We start from the raw sequence: 23,187 nt of genomic DNA on the forward strand, positions 1-23,187 counted from the left end.
TGGCGCCACGGACCTATCCTTTCGCGTGCGCTGTCATCCCTCCGACACATTGCCCGGATTCCCTAACGGCAATTAACCTTGCACGCAGGTTAAGCACTGGGAGGGCCGCATGGTCTGGACGCATTCATCCGCGCAACCCGTCGCGACGGCGGCGGTTATCGGGCCCTGGCTCGGCCGGATCCTGATCCGGCTGCGCGCCGCGTTCAGCCCGGCACCGACCGCTTCGGGCTGGCCCGCCGTGGTGATCGCCGCCGCCGATCAGCCGCACGGGAGCGGCGGCGCGACGCCCGGCATCCGCCTTCAGCGTATCGGTCGCAGCGCCGCGCCGGCGCATGAGCTTGCCCCGCCCCGGCCCGAGTCGCCTTCGGCCCTCTCCCCGGGCGCCGCCCCGACGGGGTCCGCCACCGCGCCGGTCGCGGGCGCCGCCCGCTTTTACGGCCTCGACGCGGATTCGATCTCGGTCGTCTATGTCCTGTCGCATCGCGGCGGCGCGGGGCTGACCTGCCTCGACTGGCTGGCCGATCACGGCCTGCCGTTCCGCCGCATCGGCGCGCTGCACCCGACCGCGCCGGTCTGGTCGGCACCGCAGGGCGCGTTGCTGCTCGTCGATCTCGACACGCTGGGCGGGATGTCGGAAATGGCCGAGCCGCTGATGCGGCTGCGGCTGGGCCGCCCCGACATCGCGGTGGTGCTGCTGAGCGAAGAGGTCGAGACGCATGATTTCGGCACCGAGCGGCTGGTGCTGGCCGATATCACGCTGCGCCTGCCCTGCGCTTTCGCCAGTTTCGAATTCGCGCTGGCCGAGGCGCCGATCAACAATGCCGCCTGGCAGGAGCGGCTTCTGGGTGATCAGCGCTGAAGACGGCGGACTTCGTCATCGACAATACGGGCAATCAGCGCCGCATCGGCCTCGCAGAAGGTCAGCGGCAGCCGCAGATCGAGCAGACCGGCCAGCACCGCATCGGTGCGCGGCAGCGCCTGCGCGGGGGCAAAGCGCCAGCTTTGATGGCGCGAGGTGAAGGCGACGGGCTCCTCGGCCCCGAACCATTTCAGCTCCACCCCCCGCGCAGCGCAAGCCTTCACGAGGGACAGGATGCGATCACCGGCCCAGCCGGGCAGAAGGAACTGGAAGGACGAGCCGACAAAGGCTTCGGCCTGGGGCCGGGCGATCAGCCGCAGCCCCGGCGTCGAGACAAGCCCCGCCTCCAGCGCCCGGTAAAGCGCGTTCCAGCGCCCGATGCGGTCGGGCAGCGTCGGGATCTGCGGGCGCAAGATCGCGGCGCGCAGGTTGTCCATCCGCCCCGAGACATTGGGCGTGTCGTATTTCAGCCCTTCGAAGACCTCGGGCGGGGGGGCTGCGGCATGCCGGGGATAAAGCATGTAAGACCCTGACAAAAGGATCATTTTCGCCATCAGCACGGGATCATCAGAGACGATCAGACCGCCCTCGCCCGAATTCATGTGCTTGTAGGTCTGCGTCGAATAGCAGCCCACCGCCCCATGCCGCCCCGAGGCCACGCCGCGCCAGCTGGCCCCCATCGTATGGGCGCAATCCTCGATCACCAGCAGCCCGGCGGCCGTCGCAATCGCCATCAGCCGGTCCATGTCGCAGATATGGCCGCGCATATGCGACAGCAGCAACACCCGCGCGCCCGCGGTTTTGGCTTTCAGATCAAGGTCTTCAAGATCGATCACCAGATCTTCGGTGACCTCGACGAAGACCGGCTCGGCCCCCAGCGCGGCAATCGCCCCGGGCACCGGCGCCAGCGTGAAGGCATTCGTCAGCACCCGGTCCCCCGGCCCGACACCCGCGGCGCGCAAAGCGCAGCCCATCGCATAGCCGCCCGAGGCGACGGCGAGGCAATATTTCGCCCCGGTGAAGGCGGCGAATTCGACCTCGAGCGCCGCCGCCGCGCCGATCTCGCCCGGCGCGACATTGTAGCGATGCAGCCGCCCCGAGCGCAGCACGGCGACGGCGGCGGCGATGGCCGCCTCGTCGATCGGTTCCTGTTGGGTGAAATTGCCGGTGAAGACCGTGTCCGTCATGTCTCTTTCCTGCGCAGCAGCAGCACGAAGGGCACCGCAAGCAGCGCCGCCGCGGCGAAATAGGCGGCATCGGGGCTTCGCACCGGCGCCGCATCCGAAAGGAAATAGCCGAAGACCTGGGCGAAGAACAGCGTTCCGGCCAGCATCATCAGGTTGGTGACGGCGCCCAGCCCGCCCTGCAGCGCGCCCTGTTCGCTTTCGGGCACCCGCGCCGACATCATCGCCGTCAGCGCCGGTTGCGCGAAGCCCTCGGGGCCGTGGAAGATCAACAGCACGACGACGCCGACGATCCCGGGCACAAGGCCATAGCCCGCCGCAGCCAGACCGGCGATGGCCAGACCCACAAGCGCCGCCCGCCGCTCGCCGATGCGCGCAACCACGGGGCCGGTGAAGAGCCCCTGAAACAGCGCCCAGACGATGCCGAAAGCGGCAAGCGAGACGCCGATCGTGACCTCGGACCAGCCGAATTTCGCGATCCCCCAATAGGACCAGACCGCCGGATAGACCGCCGAGGCGAAGAAATAGAGCGCATAGATCGCCACGAGCGGCAGCACCCCCTTGTGACGGCGAAAGACGGTCAGGATGCCGAACGGGTTCGCCTCGCGCCAGACCACGGCGCGGCGATTTTCGGGCGCAAGCGTTTCCGGCAAGGCCCTGAGCCCCCACAGCAAATTGAGCGCCGCCAGCGCGGCGGCGGCCCAGAACGGCACCCGCGGCCCAAAGGCGCCCAGAAGCCCGCCAAGCGCCGGGCCGAGCACGAAACCAAGCCCCAAAGCCGCGCCAAGCCAGCCAAAGGCCCGGGCGCGGTCTTCGGGCGCGGTGAAATCGGCGACATAGGCATTGGCGATGCCCTGCGTCGCGCCGCAGATCCCCGCCACGATCCGCGCGAGGAAAAGCCACAACAGCGAGGGCGCCAGCGCGCAAAGCACATAATCGATGCACAGCCCGGCCAGCGACACCAGCAGCAGCGGCCGCCGTCCGAAACGATCGGAGAGCGCCCCCAGAAGCGGCGCCGTCAGAAACAGCGCCAGCGAATAGACCGCATAAAGCCAGCCCCCCACCTGCGCCGCATCCTGCAGCTGCAGCCCGCCCACCTCCTCGATCAGATGCGGCAGGACCGGCAGGATCAGCCCGAGCCCGGCCATGTCGAAGAAGACGACGATCAGGATAAAGATCGTCGCGCGGCGGGGGTTTGGCACGTCAGCCATGACGCGGAAGGAATTGCGCCACGCGCAAGGCCAGATCGGCGAAACTGTCCAGCATCGCCTCGGGGGCAAGGCGTTCGATCGCCCGGCCCTCGGGACCGAAAGCCACAAGCAGACAGGGCACGCCCGCGGCGCGGGCGGTCTCGCGATCGGTCACGGTGTCGCCCACGAGCAAGGATCGCGCGACCGTGCCCCCCGCCCGCGTCACCGCGGCGTGATAGGGCGCGGGGTCGGGCTTGCGGGTGGGCAGCGTGTCGGCGCCGACCAGCGCATCGAAAAGCGACGCGACCCCCAAGGCATCCAGCAGCTGCACCGCCAGCGCCTCGGGCTTGTTGGTGCAGATCGCGGTGCGGTAACCGGCCGCCCTGAGCGTCGCCACCGCCCCGGCAGCCCCCGGATAAAGCCTTGAATGCACGCAGATATTCTCGCCGTAATGCAGAAGCAGGCGGAAGTAATCCTCGTTCACCAGCAGCGCGGGATCGGGGGTGCCGAGCCGCGCATACCCCAGCGCCAGCATCGCCCGCCCGCCCTGAAAGGCGGTCAGCGCATCCGCCACCGGGTCAAGCACCGCCTCGAGGCCGCGGGCGACAAAACAGGCATTCGCCGCCGCGATCAGATCGGCCGAGGTATCGGCCAGCGTGCCGTCCAGATCGAAAACCACCGTTGCCACTGTTGCGCCCCCGAAAGATACTGTTACGCCCGCGAAAGATTGCGTGATCCTCGCCCTCTTGCAGCGAGATATGGTATCGGTAAAACAGGCGAGAGCAGAAGAAAAGGCGTTCCCATGGCCATTGCCCTGATTGTCCTTGCCGCCGGGCAAGGAACCCGGATGAATTCCGACTTGCCGAAGGTGCTGCACCGTCTGGGCAGCGCGCCGCTTCTGGCGCATGCGCTGGCGGCCGGGCGCAGGCTTGATCCCGAGCGGGTGGTGGTCGTGGTCGGTCACGGCGCCGATCTGGTCGAAAAGGCCGTGCGCAAGATCGAACCCGAGGCCGAGATCGCGCTGCAGGCCGAGCAGCTGGGCACCGGCCATGCGGTGGCGCAGGCGCTGGCGCAGATCCCCACCTTCGAGGGCAAGGTGGTCGTGCTTTACGGCGACACCCCCTTCATCGCGGCGGAAACGCTGGAACGGCTGGTCGAAAGCCCCGCCGATGTCGTCGTTCTGGGGTTCGAGGCCGCCGATCCGGGCCGCTACGGGCGGCTGATCGCAACGGGCGACCGGCTGGAACGGATCGTCGAATACAAGGATGCAAGCGCGGAAGAACGCGCGATAACCCTTTGCAATTCCGGGGTGATCTGCTGCGACGCGACGCTTTTGGCGGCCCTTGTGCGCGAGCTTTCCAATGACAATGCGGCGGGGGAATATTACCTGACCGACATCGTGGCCAATGCCCGCGCCAAGGGCCATATGGCCGAGGTCGTGCGCTGCGACGAGGCCGAGACGCTGGGCATCAACACCCGCGCCGAACTGGCCGCGGCCGAGGCTGCCTTTCAGGCCCGCGCCCGCGCCGAGGCGCTGGAAACCGGCGTGACGATGGTCGATCCCTCCACGGTCTATTTCGCGCTGAACACCTGCATCGGCCGCGATGTGGTGCTGGGCCCGAATGTGGTTTTCGGCCCCGATGTGACGATCGAAAGCGGCGCCACGATCGAGGCCTTCTGCCATCTGGAAGATTGCCACATCTCGCGCGGGGCGACGGTCGGGCCGTTTGCGCGGCTGCGCGGCGGGGCGGAACTGGCCGAAGACGTGCATATCGGCAATTTCGTCGAGGTGAAGAATTCGATCCTCGGCGAGGGCGTCAAGGCCGGGCATCTGAGCTATCTGGGCGATGCCGATGTGGGCGAGTTCACCAATATCGGCGCGGGCACGGTGACCTGCAATTATGACGGCGTGTTCAAGCACCGCACGACGATTGGCGCGCATGTCTTCATCGGCTCGGATACGATGCTGGTGGCGCCGGTGACGGTGGGCGATGGCGCGCTGACGGGCTCGGGCTCGACGATCACCGAGGATGTTCCGCCGGGCGCCGTCGCGCTGGGACGGGCGAAGCAGGTGACGAAACCGGGGCTGGCGGTGAAACTGTTCGAGCGGCTGCGCGCGCAGAAGGCAGCGCAGAAGAAAGGCGCGTAAATGTGTGGGATCATTGGTGTTCTTGGCTTTCACGAAGTGGCGCCGCTGCTTGTGGAAAGCCTCAAGCGGCTGGAATACCGGGGCTATGACTCGGCGGGCATCGCGACGGTGAACGAAGGCCGGCTGGATCGGCGGCGCGCGGTCGGCAAGCTGGTCAACCTCTCCGATCTTCTGGTGCACGAGCCGCTCGCGGGCAAGGCGGGCATCGGGCACACCCGCTGGGCGACGCATGGGGCGGCGACCACGGTGAACGCGCATCCGCATCGTTCGGGGCCGGTGGCGGTGGTGCATAACGGCATCATCGAGAATTTCCGCGAGCTGCGCGCCGAACTGGCCAAGGCCGGGATCGCGCCCGAAACGCAGACCGACACCGAGACCGTGGCGCTGCTGACGCGGCTCTTCATCGACCGCGGCCTGACGCCGCGCGCGGCGGCGGTGGCGACGCTGCAAAAGCTGGAAGGCGCCTTTGCGCTCTTGTGGCTGTTCGAGGGCGAGAACGATCTGATGATCGCCGCCCGCAAGGGCTCGCCCTTGGCCATCGGCCATGGCGAGGGCGAGATGTTCGTCGGTTCCGACGCCATCGCGCTGTCGCCGATGACCGACCGCATCACCTATCTGGCCGAGGGCGATTACGCCTTCGTCACCCGCGCGGGGGCCGAGATCTTCGACGCCGAGGGGCGGCGGGCGAACCGCGAGGAGACCCGGATCGACCTGTCCTCGACCCGCGTCGAAAAGGCGGGCTACAAGCATTTCATGGCCAAGGAAATCGCCGAACAGCCGGTGGTTCTGGGCGATGCGCTTCGCCATTACCTCCGGCCCGAGGGGGTCAACCTGCCTGCGGAGCTGGATTTTTCCAGCCTTGACCGGCTGACGCTGGTGGCCTGCGGCACGGCGTTCTACGCCTGTTCGGTGGCGAAATACTGGTTTGAACAGCTGGCCGGTCTGCCCTGCGAAATCGACGTCGCCTCCGAGTTCCGCTACCGCGAGCCGCCGATGCCCGCCAACAGCTATGCGATCTTCGTCAGCCAATCGGGCGAGACCGCCGACACCCTCGCCGCCTTGCGCTACTGCGCGGCAAAGGTTGCGAAAACCATCGCCGTGGTGAACGTGCCCACCTCCTCGATCGCGCGCGAGGCCGATCTGGCGCTGCCGATCCTTGCGGGGGTCGAAGTCGGCGTCGCCTCGACCAAGGCCTTCACCTGTCAGCTTCTGGCGCTCGCCGTGATGGCGCTGAAGGCGGGGATCGACCGTGGCCATCTGAGCCCCGATCAGCTGCAGGGCCATCTCGATACGCTGCGCGCGCTGCCGGGGCTGATGAATGCGGCGCTCTCCACCTCGGAGGAGATCGCGAAACTGGCAGGCCAGCTCGCCGAGGCGCAGGACATCTTGTTCCTCGGGCGCGGCCCGATGTATCCGCTGGCGCTGGAAGGCGCGCTGAAACTCAAGGAAATCAGCTACATCCACGCCGAGGGCTATGCGAGCGGAGAACTCAAGCACGGGCCGATCGCGCTGATCGACCGCACCGTTCCGGTGATCGTTCTGGCGCCGCATGACCGGCTGTTCGACAAGACCGTGTCGAACATGCAGGAGGTGATGGCGCGGCATGGCAAGGTGCTTTTGATCACCGACGGCAAGGGGATCGCGACCGCGGCCGAGGGCACCTGGGCCAGCCTGCGCCTGCCCGAAGTGGCCGAGCCCTTCGCGCCGATCCTTTACGCGCTGCCCGCGCAGCTGCTCGCCTATCACACCGCCATCGCCAAGGGGACCGACGTCGATCAGCCGCGCAACCTTGCGAAATCCGTGACGGTGGAGTGATGGCCAGAAAACGCGGACCCCGGGTCATCGTCGCCGAAGACCGCCCCCTGACCGAGGCAGAGGCGGCCCTGGCCGCCGAAGCCGCGGCCTATGCCGCCTCGGATGCCGATTACACGCAATACGAGGAAGCGGCGGCGGCAGACGACCTTGGCCCGCCCCCCAGTCTGGCCGAGGCGATCGCCGCGCTCGACTCCTGTGGCGATGCGGAAAGGGCTGCGGGCGCCGCGGCGTATCACAAGGTGGCGCGGCGGTATCTGGGCGTGTCGGTGCCGCTGATCGAGGATATGACGCGGCTCTGGCGGGCCCAGGCGACGCTTGACGAACGCATCGCCTTGGCCGACGGGCTCTGGCACAGCGACATCCACGAGGCGAAGATCGCGGCGGCGAAACTGCTGACACAGGCGCGCATCCGCCCCGATGACGCGGTCTGGCGCACCATCGTTTCCTGGGTGCCCGGCTTCGACGCCTGGGCCGCGGCCGATCACGCCTGCAATGCGGGCGGGCGGCGGCTCGTCGGCGCCCCCGAACGGCTCGACGAGATCGAGACCTGGCTGGACGCCGAAAACATGTGGACCCGCCGCGCCGCGCTGGTGATCACCCTGCCCTTCACGAAATCGAACCACCCCGACGCCGCCGAACAGGCCGCCCGCGCCCGCGTGCTGGGCTGGTGCGTCCGCCTCGCCCCGGACCGCGACTGGTTCATTCAAAAGGCGATCGGCTGGTGGTTGCGCGAGCTGTCGAAACACGACGCCGAAGCCGTGCGCCAATGGCTTGCCGACCACGGCGCCACGCTCAAGCCCTTTGCCCGCAAGGAAGCCTCGAAATACCTGAAATGACGGGTGTTTCTTCTTGGCCCAAATACGCCCTTTCGCCACCCGTCACCGGCGCGCGGCGGCAAAGTCCCGCACCGCATCGCCAAAAGCCTCGAACAACGGCCGCGACACCGGATCGTTCTGCGCATTCCATTCCGGGTGCCATTGCACTGCCAGGGTAAAGCCCGGCGCGCCATCCACGAAAATCGCCTCGGGGGTGCCATCCTCGGCCCGCCCCTCGATCACGATGCGCGGCCCGGGTTCGAAAATTCCCTGCCCGTGCAGGGTGTTGGTCTCCACCTCCTCGGCGCCGAAAAGGCTGGCAAAGCGCCCGCCCGGGGTCAGCGCGACGCGGTGGCGCAGGGCGAAAAGCTCCTCCAACGTGCCCTCGGGCGGCATGCGGTGGTTCATCCGGCCCGGCAATTCGCGGATTTCGGGGTGCAACGTGCCGCCCATCGCCACGTTCACCTCCTGAAAGCCGCGGCAGATGCCGAAGAACGGCTGCCCAGCCGCCACGCAGGCCCGCACGAGCGGCAGCGTGATCGCATCGCGGGCGCGGTCGAAGGCCCCATGTTTCTCGGTTTCCTCGTGACCATATTCCGAAGGATGGATGTTCGGCCGCCCGCCGGTCAGCAAAAAGCCGTCGCAGACCCGCATCAGCTCCTCGACCGAGACCATCGTCGGATCGGCGGGGATCAGCAGCGGCAGACAGCCCGCGACACTGGCCACGGCGCAGGAATTCATCTGCCCGCCCTCGTGGATCGGATAGCGGTCGTTGATCAGCCCGCGGTTGCCGATGATCCCCACGACCGGGCGATGTCCGCTCTTGTCCATGTCATGCTCCTTTCGCGAAAACGTAGCAAAGCCACGTCCTTGCGCAAAGGGGGAAGGCCCGCGCAGGATCTGTGCGGATCTGCAGGGTCAGGGCTCAGGCGGCGGCGGCCTCGGCGGCCAGCTTGCGGATGCGCTCGACCATCGCCGCCAGACCGTTCGAGCGCTGGCTGGACAGATGCTCGTTCAGACCCAGCCGCCCCATCTCGGCTTTCGCATCGACGGCCCCCACCTCGGCCACGGTCAGACCGGCGTAAAGCGCATGCAGAAGCGCGATCAGCCCCTGCACGATCATCGCATCGGACGCGCCCTCGAAATCGAAGACCGCCCCCGGCCCGGTGCCCGAAATCCGCGGCATCAGCCAGACCTGGCTTGCGCAGCCCTCGACCTTGGTCGCGGGCACTTTCAGCGCGTCATCAAGCGCGGGCAGCGCCTTGCCCAGTTCGATCACATGGCGGTAGCGATCCTCCCAGTCGTCAAGGAAATCGAAGGTTTCGGCGATCTCTTCAAAGGCGGGGCTGGCCATGGGAAACTCCTGCGTTTTCCCCTGCGTAGCCTTCATGCGGCGGCGCGGCAAGAGGTGCGCGGCGGCGCGCGCAAGCGCCGGGCCAAACGCCGCTTTTCAAACCGGGCCGGATCGGCTACCCAAGGCAAAGATCGCCCCAGCCCCGTCGAGGTGCCCCATGTTCCTGCGTGCCCGCCCTGCCCCCGTTGCCCTGTCGCTTGCGCTGGCGCTGGCGCTTTCGGGCTGCGGCATCGGCAAGTCGAAGCTGAACCCGTGGAACTGGTTCCAGCATGAAGAGGTGATGACGCTCGCGCCGAAGGACGGCTACCCGGACGTCAAGAAAGACCCGCGCGAACTGATCGCCCAGGTCACCGCGCTCGAGGTGAAACAGACCCAGGGCGGCGCGATCGTCGCCGCCACCGGCCTGACGCCGACCCAGGGCTGGTGGGGGGCGAAGCTTCTGGCGGAAAACGACGGCAAGCCGGTCGAGGGCGTGATGACCTATCGCTTCGTCGTCGCCTGGCCCGATCCGGGCAGCCCGGCGGCGACCCGCGTCAGCACCCCGCAATCGCGCGAGGTGACGGCGGCGGCCTTCATCAACAACGTCGTGCTGGCCGAGGTGACGAAGGTCGTGGTGATCGGCGCCGACACCCAGCGCTCGATCAGCCGCTGACCGCGGCGGTCAATCGCGATCAGCCGCTGACCGCGGCGGGCCATCGCAAGGGGCGGTCCCGGGGGACCGCCCTTTTCGGTCGGATCAGGCGCTCAATACTGCTCTTCGTAGTGATCGAGCGTGGCGGTGAAGCTGGCCGTGCCGCGGGTGGCACCGCCGAGCGACTGGAACAGCTCGGGCAGCGACGACGCGGGCATCAGCGCCTCGAACAGATCCCAGCCCTTGGCGGCCGGATCGGCCACGAAGCCCAGAACCTGCCCCTTGAGCCCCGACACCAGCGGCGAAAGCCCGCCCGCATAGGTCGAGGGCACCGAGATCACCACCTTGCTGACCGGCTGCAGAACGGCGGTGCCGATCTCGGCCAGCGCCTCGCGCAGCGCCATCTTGCCCGCGGTGCGGAAGGCATGGTCGGAACTGTCGACCGCATGATGCTTGCCGTCCGACAGGTTCACCGCCAGATCAACCACCGGATGCCCCTTCGGACCCGCCGCCAAGGCCTCGCGCGCGCCCGCCTCGACCGAGGGGATGTAGTTGCGCGGCACGGCCCCGCCCTTGACGGTTTCGGTGAAGCGGAAGCCCTCGCCGCGGGCGAGCGGGCTGACCTCGATCACCACATCGGCGAATTGCCCGGCGCCGCCCGATTGCTTGCGGTGGCGATATTGTTTCTGCGCCGTGCCGGTGATGGTTTCGCAAAGCGCCGCGACCAGCGGTGCCGTGGCCAGTTTCAGCCCGAAATCGGCCTCGAGCTTTTCCAGCACCCGGCGCAGATGCAGCGGGCCCTGCGTGCCCAGCACGGTCTTGCCGGTCGCGGGATCGGTGCCAAGGCTCAGCCCGGGGTCGATTTCCAGCAGCTTCGGCAAGGCGGCGGCCAGCCGGGTCTCGTCGCGCTCGTTTTCGGGTTCCAGAATCAGCCGGTGGTTCGCCGCATGCGGCGCCATCCAGTCGGGATTGGGCAGGATGCCTTCGCCGGTGTAAAGCGGGCCGGTCAGGCTCAGGTGATCGGTCTTCACCGTCAGCCCGATATCCCCCGGCTTCAGCGCCCCAAGCGGGGTCTTGCCATCGACATCGACGATCGAGCCCACGGCCGCGCCGCACAGCTTCGCCCCGGGCGCCACACCCTCGGACAGCGCGCGGATCAGCACCGTCTTGCCCAGATGCTTGACGGTATCGGCCAAGGCGCCCACCGCCAGCGCGCCGATGCGTTCCTTCGTCTCGGCCACACCCGGCACTTCGTGGCGCAGGCTCTTCATCAGCCGCATAATGCCGTTGCCATGCCCGGCCGAACCCAGCAGCGCGGGCAGAAGATCGTGATGTTGCAAGACCTTGGTCGAGACCTCATAGACCTCGTCGGTCATCGGGGCCTGATCCTCGATCAGCTCGGTCAAAAGCGCCTCGTCGAAATCGGCCAGATGTTCGAGCAGTTCCGCCCGGGCCTCGGCCTCGCGGTCGCGGATTTCGGCGGGCAGTTCCATCAGCGAGGAGCGCGCATGATCGTGATATTCCCAGGCGCGTTCGGAAATCAGATCGACCGCGCCGATCACCTGGCCGTCCTTGCGGATCGGGATCTGCCGCAGCACGATTCCATGCGGGCAAAAGGCCTGCAACGCCGCCACGATTTCACTGGTGCGATCCTGCGCGATGTCGATCTTGTTGATGAAGATGAAGGTCGGCAGGGCCGCGGCCTCGACCAGCCGCAGATAGGGCGCGCAGAGCACCGCGGCCTCGGTCTCGGCGGGAATGCACAAAACGACGGCATCCGAGGCTGCAAGCATCGGGCCAAGCTGCGGCAGATGGTCGGCCCCCCCGGGCGCGTCCAGAAGCGCCCAGTCTTCCCCCATGAAAGCGAAGCGCGTCACGGCGGTCTCGCCGAAAAGCACATGTTTGCGCGGTTTGGCCCCTTCGAGCGTGGCCAACGCCTCGGCAAGCGTGGTCTTGCCGGCCTGCGATGGGCCTACGATGGATACGACTTTCATTGGGCACCTCCTCGGGTCTGTTGCGCCCGTCATTTTGGGGCGCATGTGATTCTCTTAAAGGTTTGAACCGACCCCGGCCTTGACCCATGCCAAACAGCGGCTTATCCGAAGAAATTCCGCAAGATCCCGGGGAGACGACGATGAGCGAGTGGCGCACACGCACGAAACTGGTCCACGAGGGGATCCGGCGCAGCCAGTTCGGCGAGATGGCCGAGGCGCTGTTTCTGACACAGGGGTTCATCTACCCCTCGGCCGGGGCCGCCGAGGCGCGGTTCATCGAGGCCGGCGAGGATGAATTCATCTATGCCCGCTACGGCAACCCGACGACGCGGATGTTCGAAGACCGGATGGCCGCGATCGAGGGCACCGAGGATGCCTTTGCCTGCGCCTCGGGCATGGCGGCGATCAACGGCGCGCTGAGCTGCTGCCTCAAGGCGGGCGATCATGTCGTCGCGGCGCGGCAGATGTTCGGGTCCTGCCTGCATGTGCTGAAGGTGCTGGCCGGGTTCGGCGTCGAGGTGACGCTGATCGACGGCGCCGATCTTGAAAACTGGCGCGCGGCGGTCAAGGCCACGACAAAGATCTGCTTCTTCGAAAGCGTGTCCAATCCGGGGCTTGAGGTGATCGACATCGCGGGCGTCTCTGAGATCGCCCATGCGGTCGGTGCGATCGTGGTGGTCGACAACGCCTTCGCCTCGCCGATCTTTTCGCGCGCCGTGGACCTTGGCGCCGATGTCATCGTCTATTCGGCAACGAAACACATCGACGGCGGCGGGCGGGTGCTGGGCGGCGTCGTCTGCGGCACGCGCGACTTCATCCGGGGCCCGCTGGAAACTTACGTCAAGCACACCGGCGGCGCGATGAGCCCGTTTCATGCCTGGCTTTTGCTCAATGGCCTGCAGACGCTGGATCTGCGGGTGCGCGCGCAGGCGGCTTCGGCCAAGGCGGTCGCCGAGGCGATCGACGGCCATCCGCATGTGAACCGGGTGATCTATCCGGGGTTGGCCAGCCACCCGCAACATGCGCTGGCGATGGCGCAGATGGGCGCGGGCGGCACGATGCTGGGGATCGATTTCGAGGGTGGCAAGGACGTCGCCTTCCGCTTCCTTGACGCGCTCGATGTGGTGTCGATCTCGAACAACCTGGGCGATGCGAAATCGATCGCGACGCATCCGGCGACGACGACGCACAAGAACCTGACCGATGAGGACCGGGCCCTGATCGGCATCACCCCCGGTCTGGTGCGGATTTCCTTCGGCATCGAGGATACGGCCGATCTGGTCGAGGACATCCGCTCGGCGCTGGAAGTCGCTTTGGGCGAATGCGGCGAGGCGGGCTGAACGCGGATCAGGCGCAAGGCCTTGAAATAGCTATGGTCTTGAAAGCGGGGGGACGCGATGCGCCCCTCCGCTTTCAACCCTGACGCGAATTGCATTGCAGTTTAGAAGATTTTCCCGGCGCTTTCGTCGTTTCTTGTGCAACTTCGGTTGGACTTTCCGCGTCTCACTCCCATATCGAATTTTGCGCGACAGGCGAAAGGGAGACGCCATGAATATCCACGGACGCATCGACACGCCCGACACGGCAGAAGCCAAGGCCGCGCTTGAGCTGCTGCGGGCCTTTGTGGCACAGGCGCATCCCGCCGAGGTGGCGGCGCTTGACCCGGCGATTGCCCGTCTTTTCAACCCGGTGCCCGGCCCCTATCCGGAGCTGGCCCGCAGCTATGACGCCGAGTTCCGCCCCGATGACGCCTACAAGGCTGCGATGCCCGATCTGCAGAACGGGCCGTCCTCGCTGATCCGCGGCGCGAAGACCCGGATCGAACATGTGGGGATCTCGAACTTCCGCCTGCCGATCCGCTACAAGCTGCGCCCCGAAAACGGCAAGGACGGTGGCGATGTGATGCTGGAAACCTCGGTCACCGGCACGGTCAGCCTTGAAGCCGAAAAGAAGGGCATCAACATGTCGCGCATCCTGCGCAGCTTCTATGCCCATTCGGAAAGCGAATTTTCCTTCGAGGTGATGGCGGCGGCGCTGGATGACTACATCGACCATCTGGAAAGCTTCGACGCGCGGCTGATGATGCGGTTTTCGCTGCCGCTGCAGGTGGACAGCCTGCGGTCCGGTCTGCGCGGCTGGCAATATTACGACATCGCGCTGGAGCTGGTCGAACAGGCGGGGGTGCGGACCAAGATCGTGCATCTCGACTACGTCTATTCCTCGACCTGCCCCTGCTCGCTGGAGCTGTCGGAAGATGCCCGGATCCGCCGCGGTCGGCTGGCGACGCCGCATTCGCAACGCTCGGTGGCGCGGATTTCGGTGGTGATCGAGCCGGGCAAGACGCTGTGGTTCGAAGACCTGATCGAGATCGCCCGGGCGAATGTGCCGACGGAAACCCAGGTGATGGTGAAGCGCGAGGACGAACAGGCCTTTGCCGAACTGAACGCCGCCAATCCGATCTTTGTCGAAGATGCGGTGCGCTCTTTCGCGGCGGGCCTGATGGCCGAACCGCGGGTGGGCGATTTCCGCGTCATCGCCAGCCATCAGGAAAGCCTGCACAGCCACGATGCGGTGGCCGTGCTGACGGAAGGCCCCACTTTCGCCAGCGCGAGCCTTGATCCGAAATTGTTCGCATCGCTTGTGCATGCCGGGTAACGCGGTGCGGAAGGCGCCCCTTCCGCCCGTGTGACCCGCGCCCCCCGGGATATTCCGCATCGGCATCGGGTTTGCCGCGCGGGATCGCCCGGGGGGTTCGTATTTGCGGGAACAAAAACCGAACAGGCCTTGGCTTTGCCGGTACGCAAGCTATAGTGGCGCCCCATGAGCAGTATCCTTGATGATGACGATTTCGGCGGGCTGAGCCTGTCGCAACGCGCCATGATGGCGGCGCGGGGGCCTGTCGGCACGCCCTGGCTGGATGGCTTGAACGACGCGCAGCGGCGGGCGGTCGAGGCGCTTGATGGCCCCGTTCTGATGCTTGCGGGCGCGGGCACCGGCAAGACCAAGGCGCTGACCTCGCGCATCGCGCATCTGATCCATTCCGGCCGCGCCCGGCCGAACGAGGTTCTGGCCGTCACCTTCACCAACAAGGCGGCGCGGGAAATGAAAGACCGCATCGGCCGTCTGATGGGCCAGACGCTGGAAGGGATGCCGTGGCTGGGCACCTTCCACTCGGTCTGCGTCAAGCAGCTGCGCCGTCACGCGGAACTTGTCGGGCTGCGCTCGAACTTCACGATTCTGGATACCGACGACCAGATCCGGCTGCTGAAACAGCTGATCATCGCCGCGAACATGGACGAAAAGCGCTGGCCCGCGCGGCAGTTGGCCGGGTTGATCGACAGCTGGAAGAACCGCGCCTGGACGCCCGACCATGTTCGCGGCGAGGAGACGGCGCATTTCAACAACCGCGGTTCCGAGCTTTACGCCGCCTATCAGGACCGGTTGCGCACGCTGAACGCCGTCGATTTCGGCGATCTGCTGCTGCACATGGTGACGATCTTTCAGCGTCACCCCGACGTGCTGCAGCAGTATCAGCGCTGGTTCAAATATATCCTTGTCGACGAATATCAGGACACCAACACGGCACAATATCTGTGGCTGCGGCTCTTGGCTCAGGCGCATCGCAACATCTGCTGCGTCGGTGATGACGACCAGTCGATCTACGGCTGGCGCGGCGCCGAGGTGGGCAATATCCTGCGGTTCGAAAAGGATTTTCCCGGCGCCGTGGTGGTGCGTCTGGAACAGAATTACCGCTCGACCGAACATATTCTGGCGGCGGCCTCCGGCCTGATCGCCGCCAACCGCGACCGGCTGGGAAAAGAGCTGTGGACCGCCGAAGCGGGCGGCGAAAAGGTCCGGCTGATCGGCCATTGGGACGGTGACGAAGAGGCACGCTGGATCGGCGAAGAGGTCGAGAGCCTGTCGCGCGGCACCCGTGGCCTTGATCCCATCCCGTTGAACGGACAGGCGATTCTGGTCCGCGCCAGCCATCAGATGCGCGCCTTCGAGGACCGGTTCCTGACCATCGGCCTGCCCTATCGCGTCATCGGCGGGCCGCGGTTCTATGAACGGCAGGAAATCCGCGATGCGATGGCCTATTTCCGGCTCGCCGTGTCGCCCGACGACGATCTGGCGTTCGAGCGGGTGGTGAACCTGCCCAAGCGGGGCTTGGGCGACAAGGCGCAGGCGGTGATCCAGACCAGCGCGCGCGCGGCCGAGGCGGGTCTGGTGATGGGCGCGAAAGCCGCGCTGCAGCAGGGCGCGATCAGCGGCAAGGCGGCGGGGGCCTTGCGCGCGTTCCTGGACGGCATCGGGCGCTGGCATGCGGCGGTGTTGGAGAATGCCGATCATGTGCGGCTGGCCGAAACCATTCTGGAGGACAGCGGCTATACCGACATGTGGCTGGCCGACAAGACGCCCGAGGCGCCGGGGCGGCTGGAGAACCTGAAGGAACTCGTCAAGGCACTGGAGGGGTTCGAGAACCTGCAGGGGTTCCTTGAACACGTCGCGCTGATCATGGACAACGACAAGGACCAGTCCGAGGACAAGGTCTCGATCATGACGCTGCATGCGGCGAAGGGGCTGGAATTTCCCGCCGTCTTCCTGCCCGGCTGGGAAGATGGGCTGTTCCCGAGCCAGCGCGCGCTGGACGAGGGCGGGCTGCGCGCGCTCGAGGAAGAGCGGCGGCTGGCTTACGTGGGCATCACCCGGGCCGAGGCCTTGTGCACGATTTCCTTTGCGGGCAACCGCCGCGTCTACGGGCAATGGCAGTCGCAACTGCCCTCGCGCTTCATCGACGAATTGCCCGCCGCGCGGGTCGAGGTGCTGACCCCGCCCGGGCTTTACGGCGGCGGTTTCGGGGCGGCGACGCAGACCGGCTTTGGCAGTCTTGAGAGCCGCGCGACCAAGGCCGATGTCTACAATTCCCCGGGCTGGAAGCGGATGGAAACCCGCGCGACGGAACCGCCGCGGCCAAAGGCGCGCACGGTGACGACGGTGGACAGCGTCGCCTTTGGCGTGGGCGACCGGGTGTTCCATGTCAAGTTCGGCTATGGCGAGGTGATCGATCTGGAAGGCGATACCGCCTTGATCGAATTCGAGAAAGCCGGATCGAAACACGTCAAGGCCGGGTTCCTGAAACCCGCTGTCGGGCTTGACGACGTGCCGTTCTGAGCCCCCTGCCTGATCTGGCCGAGGCCATCGCCGAGGTCACGCGACACATCAGCCCCGTATCCGGCCGCGGCCCAAAGGCCGTCGGCCAGCGCCCGCCCCGCCCTCGGCGGGCGCTTCTCGCCCGCCGGGTCAGGCGCCGGCCTCTGTCGTGCTTGGGGAAACGGTCGTGATGCAGCCGTTATGAAACGGGCGGGGAAAGGCGATGCCTTTCCTTCTCCGCCCGAAAAACCGTGGCAGTTTCAGACCTGCACCACCCGCACCGCCCCGCCCGAGGCGGTCAGCGCGATCTCGCCCTTGGCCAGCCGCAGCGCGTCATTGCCGAAGACATCGAGCCGCCAGCCGTTCAGCGCCGCCACGTCGCGTTTGCCCGCGGCGATCCGGTCCAGATCCGAGGCGGTGGCGATCAGCTTCGCCGCCACCCCGGCCTCCTCGGATTTCGCCTTCAAAAGCACCCGCAGCAGATCGGCCAAGGCCGTGTTCACCTGCAGCTGCGCATCTTCATCCGGCACACGCGGGAAATCCTCGGGCTTGGTGTCAAGCCCGGCCTTCACCGCCGCGATGATCCCATCGGCAATGTCGCCCCGCCGCGCCTCGCGCAAAAGCAGCCGCGACTTGCCCAGCTCATCCAGCGACACCGGCTTCGTCGAGGCCAGTTCCAGCAGCGCATCATCCTTGAACACGCGCGAGCGCGGGATGTTCTTGCCCTGCGCATAGATCTCGCGGAAGCGAGCCAATTCGCGCACGACGGCCATGAACCGCCCCGAATTCGTCCGCGTCTTCACCCGTTCCCAGGCATCCTCGGGGCGGGTGATATAGGTTTCGGGGTTCAGAAGGATCGCCTCTTCCTCCTCGACCCATTGCTCGCGGCCCGATTTGCGCAGCTCTTTCGAGAGGAATTCGTAGATCACCCGCAGATGCGTGACATCGGCCAGCGCATAGGCCTTTTGCGCATCGGTCAGCGGACGGCGCGACCAGTCGGTGAAACGCGAGGTCTTGTCGAGCGACTGCTTGGCGATCTTTTTCACCAGCGTTTCATAGCCGACCTGCTCGCCAAAGCCGCAGACCATCGCCGCGACCTGCGTGTCAAAGAGCGGCAGCGGGAAGACCCCGGCTTCGGTGAAGAAAATCTCCAGATCCTGCCGGGCGGCGTGAAACACTTTGACCGTCGCCTGATGCCGGAAGAGGTCGTAAAGCGGTTCCAGCGACAGGCCTTCGACCAGCGGATCAAGCAGAACCGCCTCGCCGTCCTTGCCGGGAAGCGCCATCTGCACAAGACAGAGCTTCGACCAATAGGTGCGTTCGCGCAGGAACTCGGTATCGACCGTCACATAGGGGGCAGCCTTGGCGCGGGTGCAGAACTGCTCCAGTGCGTCGGTGGTGGTAATCGTCTGCATCGTGCCTTTCCCGGGGATCGCGGGGTCATCCCGCCCATATCTTCGGTTTAGGCATTTGTCCGCACAAAGGAAAGCGTGTCGTTGCAGGAATGCACAAAAGGTTGTGAGCCGGACCGCGGGCGACAGGTCTGATCGGGCGGATCAGGAAAGGCGCCGCCTTTCCCCGCCCGTCGCGGCCAAGCCGGTGACAAGACCGCATCCCCACGCGGAACAGAGGCCTGCGCCTGCCCCGGCGGCGCGAATGCGCCCGCCATGGGCGGGGCGGGCGCAGGCCGAGGGCCTTTGGGCCCCCGGCGGTCAGGGGGCCACTGTCGCGCGTGACCTCGGCGATGGCCTCGGTCAGATCAGGCGGTTGCGATCACAGATCCAGACGGCTGCGGTTGCCGGTCACGAAGCGACGCAGCACGGCGGGGTAAAGCTTGTGTTCCTGCACCAGAACCCGGGCGGCCAGCGTTTCGGCGGTGTCCCCCGCCACGACCGGCACCCGCGCCTGACCGAGGATCGGACCATCGTCCAGAACCGGCGTCACCTCATGCACGCTGCAGCCCGCCTCGGCATCGCCCGCCTCCAGCGCGCGCTGATGCGTGTGCAGGCCCGGATATTTCGGCAAAAGCGAGGGATGGATGTTCAGCATCCGCCCGGCAAAGCGCATCACGAAATCGGGCGTCAGCACGCGCATGAAGCCCGCAAGGCACAGAACATCGGGCTCGGCCGCCAGGATCGGCTTCAAAAGCTCCGCCTCAAACGCCGCGCGATCCTTGCCGAAGGGGCGGTGATCGATCACCGCCGTCGCCACGCCCAGACGCGCGGCGCGGTCGATCCCCGCCGCCGTCGGGTCGTTCGAGGCGACCAGAACCGGCGTCGCATAGCCAAGGCCCTGCATGTCCTCGACCAGACGGATCATGTTCGACCCGCTGCCGGAAATCAGGATCGCGACGCGGGTGGTCACAGGAGCTTGCCCGTATAGGCGACGCCCTGCCCCTCGGTCACGGCGCCGATCACGGTGACGGTTTCGCCCGCGGCTTCCAGAAGCGCTTTCAACGCCGGGGCCTGCGCCGCATCGACGACGCAGATCATGCCGATGCCGCAGTTGAAGGTCTTGAGCAGCTCCGGCTCTGCCATGTTCGCGGTCTCGGCCAGCCAGCGGAAGACCGGCGGCAGCGGCCAGGAGGACAGATCGATCGTCGCGCCCAGGCCTTCCGGCAACACGCGCGGCAGGTTTTCCGTCAGCCCGCCGCCGGTGATATGGGCCAGCGCATGCACGCCCCCCGCGCGGATCGCCGAAAGCGCCTGTTTCACGTAAAGCCGGGTCGGTGCCAGCAGCGCTTCACCCAAAGTGCCGTCCGAGAACGGCGAAGCGGCGTCCCAGCCAAGGCCCGAGAGTTCCACCACCTTGCGCACGAAGCTGTAGCCGTTCGAATGCACGCCGTTCGAGCCAAGGCCCAACAGCACATCGCCCGCCACGACCCCCGCGGGCAGATCCGAGCCGCGCTCCATCGCGCCGACGGCAAAGCCTGCCAGATCGAAATCTTCCTTCGCATACATGCCCGGCATCTCGGCGGTTTCGCCGCCAATCAGCGCGCAGCCCGATTGCGCGCAGCCCTCGGCGATGCCCTCGATGATCGTCGCGGCCTGCGCGACCTCAAGCTTGCCCGTCGCGAAATAATCGAGGAAGAACAAGGGCTCGGCGCCTTGACACACCAGATCGTTCACGCACATCGCCACAAGGTCGATGCCGATCGTGCCCACCACGCCGGTGTCGATGGCGATGCGCAGCTTCGTGCCGACGCCATCGGTCGCGGCCACAAGGATCGGGTCGTTGTAACCCGCGGCTTTCAGATCAAAAAGCGCGCCGAAGCCGCCCAGCCCGGACACGGTGCCGGGGCGGTTGGTGCGTTTCGCCGCCGGTTTGATCCGTTCGACGAGCGCATTGCCCGCGTCGATATCCACGCCTGCATCGGCATAGGTCAGGCCAGTCTTGCGCTCGGTCATCGCTGTCTCCGTCGGATTCGTCGTGCGAAGCCCTAGCGCAAAGGGGGCCGGTTGAAAAGCACCGCGTGGCGGGCGGGCTCACCCCACCCGCGAGAGCGCCGCGCGGCGCCGCTCCAACGCCGCGGGCGACCAGACCTCGGCGCTTTTGTAATATTCGGCAAAGACCTTTGCCCCTTCGGGAAAAACCACCCAGGGCTGTTTCGTCGCGGTGAAGATATGCACATCGGGCGGACAGGCGGCGGGGCTGTCCAGCGTGCCGACCCGGACAAAGGCCAGCGCCCGCCCTGCCCCGGCATAATGGCTGAAAACCGCGACGCGGCAGGCGGGACAGCGCGCGATCTCCTGCCCCTTGCCCGAGGCCGAGGGGGTCATCACGTAATCGACCGCGCCCGTCACCTGCAGCCGGTCGGTCTCGATCAGCGTATTGAGCGCAAAGGCGGTGCCGGTCTCGCGCTGGCACCAGCTGCAATGGCAGGCATGGGTGATCATCGGCGCCGCGGTCATCCGGTAGCTCACCTGCCCGCAGGTGCAACGGCCCGTCCATTCGGTCATGCGCTCCTCCTCAATGCTGCGCCGCCTCCCACATCTCGTAGCAGCGCGCGAACCGGGTTTCATGCGCCACCCGCAGCGCCTCGGGCAGATCGAGCGCGCGGCGGGGCGAGACATTGACGACGGGCAGCTCGACAGGCCCGCCGAAGCGCTCGGCCAGAAAGGCCAGGATGCGGTCCTGCGCCTCGTAGCGAAACAGATGCCGCACCGGGCAGCGGCCGTCCTTCAGACAAAGAAAGCGCGACTGCGCGCCCTCGGCCTCGGGGGTGCCGGGGCTCAGCATGCGCTCGATGAACTGGGCGAAAGTCAGATCCGCGGTCGAACGCGCGCTGCCCCTCAGCGCCGGGCGGCTGCGGTAGCGGTAATGCGAGCCGTGCCAGTCCAGCGGATGGCGGATCACCGCCATCATCTCGTAATCGGCCTTCAAGAGCGGCTGCAGCACCCGGGCATAGCTGGCCACGGTCAGGTGCTTCATCTGCGGCGGATCGCGCAGCACGATGGCGGCGCGGGCGTCAAGCGCCGCCTCGATCGCGGTGGTGCCGGTTTTCGGAACCGCGAAGAACACGAGGTTCTCGCGGGGGAACACCATCATGTCTGCTCTCTCGGCCTTCGTTGCGGATGGGGCGAGTATGGCCGCCCACGCGCCCCACCGCAAGCGCCGCTCTCAGTCGGGCAGCGCCTGCGCCAGCGCGGTGAAATGCTCGCCGCGCTTTTCGAAGTTCGGATACTGGTCAAAGCTCGCCGCCGCGGGGGCCAGCAACACGGTATCGCCCGGCTCGGCCTCGGCGGCGGCGCGGGCGACGGCGCGCTCCATCGTCTCGCAGATCTCATGGTCAAGCGGCGCCAGCTCCAGCGCGAAATCGCGGCCCGAATGGCCGATGAAATAGGTCTTCTTCACCGTGCCCAGAAGCGGTTTGAGCGATGCGACACCGCCCTCCTTGCCCATGCCGCCGACGATCCAGCGGATGTTGCGGAAAGCTTCAAGCGCCTTCGCCGCGCTGTCGACATTGGTGGCCTTGCTGTCGTTGACGTAACGCACGCCGCGCTTTTCCGCGATGGTCTGGCTGCGATGCGGCAGACCGCCGAAACTGTGAAAGGCCTCCTCGATCAGCTTCGGCGCAAGGCCGAGCGACCGGCAGGCGGCATAGGCGGCGCAGGCGTTCTGGTGGTTATGCGCCCCGGGCAGCGCCTTGACGCCGCGCAGGTCGATCGAGGCCACCTGCCGCCCCTTGCGCCATTCCGCCAGAAACCCCTTGCGCGCAAAGACCGACCAGCCGAAATCGCCCAGCTTTTTCGCGGCGGAAACCCGGATCACCCGGTCATCTTCCCGCCCCATCGCCATCTGATTGGCCAGATAGACCCCCTCGGGCTCGTCGATGCCGATCACCGCGCGGTCGGGCGCGCCTTCGGCAAACAGCCGACGCTTGGCGGCAAAGTAACCGCCCATGCCGGAATGGCGGTCCATGTGATCGGGGGAAAGATTGGTGAAAACGGCGATGTCGGGGGTCAGTGCGCGGGCCAGATCGGTCTGGTAGCTCGACAGTTCCAGCACCACCACCTCGCCATCGACGGGCGGATCAAGGTCAAGGACGCCGCGGCCGATGTTGCCCGCCATCTGGGTGGGCCGTCCCGCGTGCTGCAAGATGTGGTGGATCAGCGCCGTGGTGGTCGATTTGCCATTCGAGCCGGTGATGCAGACGCTGCGCGGGGTGACGTCGAACTCGTCCCAGCCCGCCGTCGCCCAGGAGCGGAAGAACAGCCCGATGTCATTGTCGACCGGCACCCCCGCCGCCATCGCCGCGGCGATGACCGGATTGGGGCGCGGGTAAAGATGCGCAATCCCGGGCGAGGTGATCAGGCCCGCGATACCGTCAAAGGCACCTTGCCGGGTCAGATCGGTGCAGGAATAGCCCGCGGCTTCGGCCTTGGCCCGGGCCTCGGGGCTGTCGTCCCAAAGCACGGGTTCGGCGCCCCCTGCCTTCAGCGCCGCCGCCGTGGCCAGACCCGAGCGCCCGAGCCCCAGCACCGCGACGCGCGCGCCCTCATATCCCTGAACCGGTATCATCCGCGACCTCCGTAAGCCGCGGGG

General features: G+C 66.8%; 20 protein-coding genes. 8 read left to right on the forward strand and 12 right to left on the reverse strand.

The genetic code is table 11. The annotated features are described in order from the left end of the window. Positions 1–109: 109 nt before the first annotated feature. Positions 110–859, forward strand: coding sequence for a hypothetical protein (locus FBT96_RS05870; RefSeq protein WP_136905395.1), 750 nt, complete (start codon positions 110–112; stop codon positions 857–859). Here FBT96_RS05870 and FBT96_RS05875 read toward each other — a convergent pair. The 3 genes from FBT96_RS05875 to FBT96_RS05885 are packed head-to-tail and all read right to left on the reverse strand — an operon-like array spanning position 850 to position 3,921. Beyond that, complete coding sequence (locus FBT96_RS05875; RefSeq protein WP_136905396.1) at positions 850–2,046, reverse strand: DegT/DnrJ/EryC1/StrS family aminotransferase; 1,197 nt, start codon at positions 2,044–2,046, stop codon at positions 850–852. The two genes, FBT96_RS05870 and FBT96_RS05875, sit on opposite strands and share 10 nt — an antisense overlap. Further along, positions 2,043–3,254: an MFS transporter gene (locus tag FBT96_RS05880; protein WP_136905397.1), complete on the reverse strand. Its 1,212-nt coding sequence runs from the start codon at positions 3,252–3,254 to the stop codon at positions 2,043–2,045. The genes FBT96_RS05875 and FBT96_RS05880 overlap by 4 nt, the downstream gene beginning before the upstream one ends. After that, entirely contained in the window at positions 3,247–3,921 is a 675-nt protein-coding gene (locus FBT96_RS05885) for an HAD-IA family hydrolase (protein ID WP_136905398.1), read from the reverse strand. Before FBT96_RS05885 ends, FBT96_RS05880 begins: the two co-directional genes overlap by 8 nt. 114 nt (positions 3,922–4,035) lie before the next feature. Here FBT96_RS05885 and glmU point away from each other — a divergent pair, with 114 nt between their 5' ends. Genes glmU through FBT96_RS05900 form a run of 3 tightly spaced genes read left to right on the forward strand, consistent with a single transcriptional unit; the run spans position 4,036 to position 8,033 of the window. Beyond that, positions 4,036–5,382 carry a bifunctional UDP-N-acetylglucosamine diphosphorylase/glucosamine-1-phosphate N-acetyltransferase GlmU gene (glmU, locus tag FBT96_RS05890; RefSeq protein ID WP_136905399.1) on the forward strand — a complete coding sequence of 449 codons (1,347 nt, stop codon included), beginning with the start codon at positions 4,036–4,038 and terminating at the stop codon, positions 5,380–5,382. Further along, on the forward strand, positions 5,383–7,197 hold the full coding sequence (gene glmS / locus FBT96_RS05895) for a glutamine--fructose-6-phosphate transaminase (isomerizing) (protein WP_136905400.1): 1,815 nt from the start codon (positions 5,383–5,385) through the stop codon (positions 7,195–7,197). Continuing rightward, positions 7,194–8,033, forward strand: a complete 840-nt coding sequence (locus tag FBT96_RS05900) for a DNA alkylation repair protein (protein WP_136905401.1) — start codon at positions 7,194–7,196, stop codon at positions 8,031–8,033. Before glmS ends, FBT96_RS05900 begins: the two co-directional genes overlap by 4 nt. A gap of 42 nt (positions 8,034–8,075) precedes the next feature. On the opposite strand, the gene FBT96_RS05905 is transcribed toward FBT96_RS05900, so the two are convergent. Together FBT96_RS05905 and FBT96_RS05910 are read right to left on the reverse strand one after the other, a co-directional pair. Then, positions 8,076–8,843 (reverse strand): gamma-glutamyl-gamma-aminobutyrate hydrolase family protein, encoded by a 768-nt coding sequence (locus tag FBT96_RS05905; RefSeq protein ID WP_136905402.1) that lies wholly within the window; start codon positions 8,841–8,843, stop codon positions 8,076–8,078. A 94-nt stretch (positions 8,844–8,937) separates the two neighbouring features. After that, complete coding sequence (locus tag FBT96_RS05910; RefSeq protein ID WP_136905403.1) at positions 8,938–9,366, reverse strand: SufE family protein; 429 nt, start codon at positions 9,364–9,366, stop codon at positions 8,938–8,940. Positions 9,367–9,523: 157 nt separating this feature from the next. Here FBT96_RS05910 and FBT96_RS05915 point away from each other — a divergent pair, with 157 nt between their 5' ends. Continuing rightward, a complete protein-coding gene (locus FBT96_RS05915; RefSeq protein ID WP_136905404.1) occupies positions 9,524–10,018 on the forward strand; it encodes a hypothetical protein in 495 nt (164 codons plus the stop codon). Positions 10,019–10,110: 92 nt separating this feature from the next. On the opposite strand, the gene FBT96_RS05920 is transcribed toward FBT96_RS05915, so the two are convergent. Then, complete coding sequence (locus FBT96_RS05920; RefSeq protein WP_136905405.1) at positions 10,111–11,991, reverse strand: elongation factor G; 1,881 nt, start codon at positions 11,989–11,991, stop codon at positions 10,111–10,113. Between the two features lie 140 nt (positions 11,992–12,131). On the opposite strand from FBT96_RS05920, the gene metZ reads away from it, so the two are divergent. The 3 genes from metZ to FBT96_RS05935 all read left to right on the forward strand — a co-directional run bounded on the left by metZ (position 12,132) and on the right by FBT96_RS05935 (position 17,163). Continuing rightward, entirely contained in the window at positions 12,132–13,331 is a 1,200-nt protein-coding gene (gene metZ, locus FBT96_RS05925; RefSeq protein WP_136905406.1) for an O-succinylhomoserine sulfhydrylase, read from the forward strand. Between the two features lie 208 nt (positions 13,332–13,539). After that, the gene (folE2, locus tag FBT96_RS05930) at positions 13,540–14,646 is read left to right on the forward strand and encodes a GTP cyclohydrolase FolE2 (RefSeq protein ID WP_136905407.1); all 1,107 of its coding nucleotides are present in this window, start codon (positions 13,540–13,542) and stop codon (positions 14,644–14,646) included. 165 nt (positions 14,647–14,811) lie between these two features. Beyond that, positions 14,812–17,163, forward strand: coding sequence for an ATP-dependent helicase (locus FBT96_RS05935; RefSeq protein WP_136905408.1), 2,352 nt, complete (start codon positions 14,812–14,814; stop codon positions 17,161–17,163). Positions 17,164–17,402: 239 nt separating this feature from the next. Here the strand turns inward: FBT96_RS05935 and rnd are convergent, their stop codons facing one another. The 6 genes from rnd to murD all read right to left on the reverse strand — a co-directional run bounded on the left by rnd (position 17,403) and on the right by murD (position 23,163). Next, positions 17,403–18,557: a ribonuclease D gene (gene rnd / locus FBT96_RS05940; protein WP_136905409.1), complete on the reverse strand. Its 1,155-nt coding sequence runs from the start codon at positions 18,555–18,557 to the stop codon at positions 17,403–17,405. 358 nt (positions 18,558–18,915) lie between these two features. Continuing rightward, positions 18,916–19,506, reverse strand: a complete 591-nt coding sequence (purN, locus tag FBT96_RS05945; RefSeq protein WP_136905410.1) for a phosphoribosylglycinamide formyltransferase — start codon at positions 19,504–19,506, stop codon at positions 18,916–18,918. Then, entirely contained in the window at positions 19,503–20,549 is a 1,047-nt protein-coding gene (purM, locus tag FBT96_RS05950; RefSeq protein ID WP_136905411.1) for a phosphoribosylformylglycinamidine cyclo-ligase, read from the reverse strand. The genes purN and purM overlap by 4 nt, the downstream gene beginning before the upstream one ends. A gap of 78 nt (positions 20,550–20,627) precedes the next feature. Then, the gene (locus FBT96_RS05955; RefSeq protein WP_136905412.1) at positions 20,628–21,101 is read right to left on the reverse strand and encodes a GFA family protein; all 474 of its coding nucleotides are present in this window, start codon (positions 21,099–21,101) and stop codon (positions 20,628–20,630) included. Positions 21,102–21,111: 10 nt separating this feature from the next. Then, on the reverse strand, positions 21,112–21,690 hold the full coding sequence (locus tag FBT96_RS05960) for a gamma-glutamyl kinase (protein ID WP_136905413.1): 579 nt from the start codon (positions 21,688–21,690) through the stop codon (positions 21,112–21,114). Positions 21,691–21,762: 72 nt separating this feature from the next. Next, a complete protein-coding gene (murD, locus tag FBT96_RS05965) occupies positions 21,763–23,163 on the reverse strand; it encodes a UDP-N-acetylmuramoyl-L-alanine--D-glutamate ligase (RefSeq protein WP_136905414.1) in 1,401 nt (466 codons plus the stop codon). Positions 23,164–23,187 lie beyond the last annotated feature (24 nt).

Origin of the sequence: Rhodobacter capsulatus (assembly GCF_005144475.1) — a bacterium.
Lineage (GTDB): Bacteria > Pseudomonadota > Alphaproteobacteria > Rhodobacterales > Rhodobacteraceae > Rhodobacter > Rhodobacter capsulatus_C.